Origin of the sequence: Catellatospora sp. NPDC049609, assembly GCF_040675365.1 — a bacterium.
Classification (GTDB): domain Bacteria; phylum Actinomycetota; class Actinomycetes; order Mycobacteriales; family Micromonosporaceae; genus Catellatospora.
In genome coordinates, this window is sequence record NZ_JBFAOU010000291.1 from 1 (window position 1) to 6,121 (window position 6,121).

A 6,121-nucleotide genomic window follows, 5' to 3' on the forward strand; every position below is an offset into this window, starting at 1 on the left:
GACCAGTTGGTTGGCGGTGGCCAGTTCGGGGCAGCGGGCCAGTAGGGCGGTCAGCTTTTCGGCGTCGGCGCTGGTGAGGTTGTCGGGGTGTCGGCAGAGCCAGCCGGTGACCTGCCGGACCGTGGGTGGCGTCGCGGGTAGTGGTGGGCGGGTGGCTGCGGGCTGTCCGGCCAAGAACGCCCGCGCCACGGCGTAGCCGCCGGTGTAGCCGAGTTGGATGATCTCCCGGTAAAGGGTGCTGCCCATGCCGTGTCGGGGTGTCCACCGAGACAGGAGATGGGCTTTGAAGGGGTCGAGGAGACTGGGGCGCTGGCGGCGGTGGCCGACGACCATTTCCTGCCAGGTGGCGGCGCGGGCGTAGCGCTGTACGGTGTGTCGTCCCCAGCCGAGGTGCCGGGCGATCTCGCGCAGGCTGTAGCCGCGGCCGAGAAGGTCATGGACGATGGCGTGTTGTTCTCGGCGGCGTTGTGCCATCCGCCCAGTGGGCTTGACGGGACTGTCCGTGAGCGCCTGCCCGGTCTGCGTTGCGGGTTCTGCGAGGCATGCCTTGTGCTGGGCGACGCAGCGTTCGACCGCGGTGGCGAGGTTCTGCCACAGGTGGAACCGGTCGGCGACCTGGACGGCGTCGGGTGCGCCGGTGCGGGCGCCGTCGGCGTAGGAGCTGGAGCGGTCGCGGCAGATCACCTCAGCGCCAGGGTGCGCGGCCAGCCACGTCGCCAACGCCGTCGCGTCGCGGCCGGTGACGAGGTCGATGACCTGCCGGGTCTGGCAGTCGATGAGAACGGTGCCGTAGTGGTGACCGCGTTTGAGGGCGAAGTCGTCGACGCCCAGGACCGTGACTGGGGTCGCGGGTGGGTCGGGGATCGCGCGCACGAGACGAATGAGGGTGCTGCGGCTGACGTCCGCGCCTAGCGTGGCGGCCAGTCGAGCCCCGGCGCGGCCGCACAGCGCCAGCCCGATCGCTTCCAGGAACCGTCGCAGTGACGGCGTGCGGCGGGCGTGGCGGGCGGTCAGCCCGTCGACCTGTTCGACGAACGTACGAGCAGCGCAGCCCACGTCGTCGCAGAAGAATCGCCGTACCCGCACGCAGATTCGCACCCGACGGCCACCGATCGTCACGTCCGACAGGGTCCGCTGGTAGCGGCTGTGGACCCGGCTGCTACGGCAAGCACAGCGGGGACACGCCGCCATGACGGCCTGCGGCTCAGTATGGATACCCAGCCCTGCATCGGTGAGATCGACCCGATACACGGTGACTGCTTCCAGATGCGGCAGAAGATCCTCTAGTCGCAACACGGACGGTCAAGGCACCACATCGGATGAGCGGCCGCAAGCACAAGATCATTCGCGGAAAGTGCGCCAGAACCCCGATCTGACGAACATAATCACATAGCCGACGCGCAGCTCTTGGAGTGCGATTCGGAACTTGGAGTCCTGGCCATATGCCTCGTCTGCGGTCACCCACCTGGCGGGCATCCCGGCCCGCAGTGCCCGTTCGACCACCCGCAGACCCAGAGCTGGCTTGGTCGCGAACGCGACCCGGTCGTCGATGCCAGCCTCCTGGCGCCGCGGCAGGTCCTCGCACCAGCCCCGGGGCAGGTAGAGCTCCCGATCGATCAGCGTCCTGCCGTGCCGACCCGCATAGGCCAGGAACACGCCGAGCTGGCAGTTCTCGGTACGGCCGGCGGTTCCGGAGTACTGGCGTTGAACGCCTGCGGACTTGACGCCCTTCTTCAGAAAGCCTGTCTCGTCGACGATCAGGACGCCGTCAGGGTCGCCGAGGTGCTCACGGACGTAGTCGCGTAGGTCGTCTCGGAACTCGTCCGGGTCCTAGCATGAGCCGTTGAGCAGCCGCTGCATGCCCCACGGTGTCGCTTCGCCGGCGGTCTCGGCGATCGTCCAGCCGTTCTTGCCCGGCGATCGGTGATAGCAGCGCGAGCAGGTACGAGCGGACTCTTCTGCGCGGCTCGGCCCGGTAGAACCTGCCGGCGATGCGTGCCATAAGGTCGTCGAACGAAGCCGTCCAGCCATGAAGATCGTCAAGAGCCACAAGTGCTGGAGTCTACATAGGATGATCACGCCGCCCGAGCGTCGTCCGGACTCATCCTGCTCACCGTCGCCGAGGTCCGCCGTCTCCTGGCACACCTGACCGCCGCCATACCCGCCGCCGATCAAGTCAATCGATGGTCACGATGGCGTCGCGCACACCAGCACATCGCCAAAACATGCCACTACCAGCGAAGACTACGCTTTAGCAAACTGCAACTGGAGTACTAGGAGAGCAATTGGCCGTTGTCATGCCTCCTGATCACCGAATGTGAGCCTGAGCCGGTTACTGCACAAATCCGTCCGCTGAACAGGTTCGGCTCGCCGCCCGCTTTTCACGTAGCAGTGAATGCTCTAGTGCGGTGGGCGAGTTGGCGGAGCGTTGTTAACGCTTTGCCTTCGAGTTGGCGGATACGTTCGCGGGACAGATTAAGCCGTGCGGCGGTCTGGGCAAGACTGAGCGGTTCGTCGATGTCGAGGCCGTAGCGTAGCCGGATGAGCAGTTGCGAGCGCGGATCGAGCCTGTCGATCAACTGCCGGAGGAGGTCGCGTTCCTCGTCGGCTTCCCGTATGTCGGCCGGGCCGGGGGCGTGGTCGTCAACGATGAATTCGCCGAAGGTGGCGCTGCTGTCATCGGTGACGGGCGCGTCGAGGGACACCGTGCTTGCTGACCAGCGGCGCAGATCGGCCACCCGCTGTTCCGTCATGCCGGTGGCGTCGGCGACCTGTGCGCTAGTGGGCTGGTCGCCGACGATGTGCCAGAGTTCGTGTTCGGCTTTGCGCATGCGGTTGATCTGTTCCTGCAAGTCGGCGGGGCGGCGGATACCGAAGCGCTGCGCGTCGATGTTGCGGCCGATGGCTTGGCGAATCCACCAGGTACCATAGGTGGAGAACTTGTAGCCGCGGCGGTAGTCGAACTTTTCGACGGCCCGGTAGAGGCCGAGGTTGCCCTCCTGAATAACGTCAAGCATGTCGACGCCGGCGCGGCGATAGCGGCGGACCACGGACACGACGAGTCGCAGGTTCCCCTCGATAAAGCGGGCCTTTGCGGCGGCCCCTTCGGCGACAATCTGCCTCAGTTCGGAGCGGGTGGCGCCAGCAGGTGGTGGGTCGTGGTCGAGCAGCCATGCCGCGTACAGTCCTGCTTCGATACGTTTGGCCAGATCGATTTCCTCGGCCGCGTCCAACAGCGGGTGCCGTGAGATCTCGGCCAAGTACATTCCGACCAGGTCTCGCTGGCCGAACCCATCGTCCAGCGTACGCTGCGCGTCGACGAACATTGAAATACCGCCTTCCGTCCGGGCTCGTTATGCGGACGCCGCCGCTTGGTCTCCGGGGTGCGTGCCCTGATAACGACGCTCTGCTGCTTCGGCGCCGGTTGTCTCGATCCGGCTGGGCCTCCGTTGCTACAGCGCAAAGACCTCCAGTCCATTGGCCGACCCGACATCTGCGGCCGCGCTGTCCTTGATGCGGAACCGCCCACCTTTCTTTCCGAAATGGCTCAGAGCTGTACCCCGATGCAATACGAGCCCACTATTGCTTCCGCCCGGAGGCTCGTTAGAAAGTTGATAACTGCAGCCCTTGCCCCTATGGCGCACCCCGATTCGCAGAATGCCCCGAAGCGGCGTGCCTGGCACCGCGTTGCCCCCCGGCCACCGCCTGCCCTCAGTCCCCGGCCGTGTCAGGAGGACTCGAGCCCGGTCGGCTGAGCTACAAACGTCGTCGTGGGTCAGGCGTGCACGGGCGTGTGCGGCGGGCGGGGACGGGTCTGACGACGTTCGGTCGGCGTCGGGACGGGCGGGGTGGTTTCCGAGGTCCAGGCCGCAGCCCGGCCACGGGTCTGCTTGGCGTCGTAGAGCGCGGTGTCGGCGCGACGCATCAGCTCGGCGCTGGCCATGCCCGGCGTGTAATCGGCCACGCCGACACTGCATCCGACGGTCAGCTGGAGCCCGCGGGCCTGCTGCGGCCGTGCGACGGCGGCCACGGCATGCTCCAGCAGCGGGAGCGCCCCATCTAATCCGGTAGAGAGGATGATCGCGAATTCGTCGCCGCCGAGACGGGCTACCATCGCTTCGGGCAGGGTTTCTGCCAACCGTGCCGCGGTCGCAGAGAGAACTCGGTCGCCGGTGCCGTGGCCGAGGGTGTCGTTGATCGTCTTGAAGTGGTCCAGGTCGGCCATCGCCAGGCACCAGCCCCCAGTGCCGGCCAGGTCGGCCAGCCGGGCGGTCAGCGCGGCGCGGTTGGGCAGGCCGGTCAGCGCGTCGGTCGCTGCCGCCTGCCGCGCGTTGTGCAACTGAGCGGCGAATTGGCGGCGCTCCCGCCGGGCGCGTACAAAACTGCTGGCCCAGCCAGCCGATGCGGCCAGCGCCAGGCCGGTGGCCATCAGGCTGTTCAGCGTGGCGGTCATGGCATGCTCCCGAAGACTATGGCTCTCGGCCTCGTTGTGCTGACGAGCCCAGACTGCTCGCCTTCCCTCACGGGATCCTTTCAATCTGGTGTCAGACAGCTGTTTCGTACATGTCCGCCATCGCCCCTACACGGCCCAGTGGCAGGGAGGATCTCTTCCCAACCCCACCCCGCCCTTGTCACGGAACAGCGACGCGGCAGCCGCGAGCGAGCCCTCCGCCGCGGCGCAACACAGCAAACGCGTCGGAGCAGGCGCCTTGGGCCTCGCAAACACTATGGGGTGTTATTCAGGTGGCGACTGTCGATGGCATCCGGCTTGGCGGCCTCGCGGCGTGATCGCCGTCGGGTAGGTCCCCGCCAGGGCAGGATCGGCGGGAGGTCGGCCAGCGGCCGGGAGGGGCGTTTGGGCTTGGGTGATTCGCCGTCGTCGCCGTCCCAGCCGCGTCCGTACTGGTCGGGCATGGCTCCCCAGCCCCAGTAGGCCGTGGGCGCGTCGGGCTTGAACCCTGCCGTGTCGAGGGGGTCGATCTTCTGCTCGACGATGGTGCACAGGTGTGCCCCGTCGTCGCCGAAGTCGAAGACGTAGGCGAACAGCTCGCCGGGCGCCAGCCGGCTCAGCTTCGTGGCCTGGCTGTCGATACTGCGGTCGGGGGCGTCGCCGTCCCACTGCCGCAGACTGGTGACGCTGGTGCCGTCGGCCAGGGTGAACATGTGCATGTGGGCCAGGTCCCAGCGCGCGAACGCGGAGTCGATGGCCTGGCCCAGCTGCGCGAACGTGTGCGACGGCGCGGCGGCGAAGACCCGCCCTGACCGCGGCCAGAAGTCGTCGCCGCGCCCTGACACCAGCCCGACCCGTACTGCCAGCCACGTCGGCGCCATCGCCTCACTCCTCATCCGCCGCCCGCGAAGGCCGCGTCGAGCTGTGCTACACCCCGGCCTACGCCTCCTGGCCAACTCGATCGAGGCCCACTTCGGCCCGCTGCGCCAGTTCACTATCGCGAAGTCCCACTACCGCAACCACACCGCCCAGACCCGGGCGCTGCACGCCTACCTGCGCTGGCGCAACGCCAACGCCCGCCACCCCGACGTCCTGGCCGCCCAACGCTGCGAACGAGCCCGCGTCCGCAGCGAGAAGGGCATCCGCTGGGGCGGACGCCCACTCACCGCAGCGACCTGACCAACCCGGCGAACGTGTGCGGCCAGAGCACTAGCCATTGACGCCCAGCTTACGGCCCACATCGCGGATTGTGCGGTCGGAGTCGAGCACCAGCGCCGCAGCCTGACGCCGGGAAGTCATCGGCGCACCTGCTCCGTGGAACCAGCACACTTCGGCTCCTCGCAGAATGCCAAGTGAGGAGGTGCACGGTCTCGACTCAGGGGTCACTTCGGCGCGCCTGCAGGTAGGGCAGGAAACTCCTTAGTCAAACGATTTCGTTGCCTGCAGCGACGCTACAAACGCGAGGCGACACACTTCAGCGGTGTCAACAACTGACCTGCGCGTAGTGTGCCTCCGCACAGTCGTACGACTCAACCCGCTGACCAGCAACAGCTCAATAAAGACGCGGTCCTTAACCCAATGCCGGGAAGATAAGCGTTACCGCTGGTAGGAACGTGTGTGGCCGAGTGGCCTCGGGTTGATGATCAGGACCTCGGCGTGGCGGCATCGATA

4 protein-coding genes and 2 pseudogenes are annotated in these 6,121 nt (G+C 67.1%); 1 reads left to right on the forward strand and 5 read right to left on the reverse strand.

Annotated elements, in window-relative coordinates:
- The 5 genes and pseudogenes from AB0J67_RS38550 to AB0J67_RS38570 form a co-directional block, all read right to left on the reverse strand.
- The coding region (locus AB0J67_RS38550; protein WP_363490357.1) for an ISL3 family transposase at positions 1-1,296 on the reverse strand (1,296 nt) is incomplete at its 3' end.
- An 87-nt stretch (positions 1,297-1,383) separates the two neighbouring features.
- Positions 1,384-2,002, reverse strand: a pseudogene (locus AB0J67_RS38555) (IS701 family transposase); the annotation flags it as partial.
- A 379-nt stretch (positions 2,003-2,381) separates the two neighbouring features.
- Positions 2,382-3,326 carry a sigma-70 family RNA polymerase sigma factor gene (locus tag AB0J67_RS38560; protein WP_363490359.1) on the reverse strand — a complete coding sequence of 315 codons (945 nt, stop codon included), beginning with the start codon at positions 3,324-3,326 and terminating at the stop codon, positions 2,382-2,384.
- Positions 3,327-3,775: 449 nt separating this feature from the next.
- Positions 3,776-4,453: a GGDEF domain-containing protein gene (locus AB0J67_RS38565; RefSeq protein WP_363490361.1), complete on the reverse strand. Its 678-nt coding sequence runs from the start codon at positions 4,451-4,453 to the stop codon at positions 3,776-3,778.
- 272 nt (positions 4,454-4,725) lie between these two features.
- Positions 4,726-5,331 (reverse strand): hypothetical protein, encoded by a 606-nt coding sequence (locus AB0J67_RS38570; RefSeq protein WP_363490363.1) that lies wholly within the window; start codon positions 5,329-5,331, stop codon positions 4,726-4,728.
- A 32-nt stretch (positions 5,332-5,363) separates the two neighbouring features.
- On the opposite strand from AB0J67_RS38570, the pseudogene AB0J67_RS38575 reads away from it, so the two are divergent.
- Positions 5,364-5,629: pseudogene (locus tag AB0J67_RS38575) on the forward strand (IS630 family transposase); the annotation flags it as partial.
- Positions 5,630-6,121 lie beyond the last annotated feature (492 nt).

Bases quoted from the DNA above. Each gene is read 5' to 3' on its own strand.
- AB0J67_RS38560 (WP_363490359.1), bottom strand. From the start codon at position 3,326: ATGTTCGTCGACGCGCAGCGTACGCTGGACGATGGGTTCGGCCAGCGA.
- AB0J67_RS38570 (WP_363490363.1), bottom strand. From the start codon at position 5,331: ATGGCGCCGACGTGGCTGGCAGTACGGGTCGGGCTGGTGTCAGGGCGC.
- AB0J67_RS38565 (WP_363490361.1), bottom strand. From the start codon at position 4,453: ATGACCGCCACGCTGAACAGCCTGATGGCCACCGGCCTGGCGCTGGCC.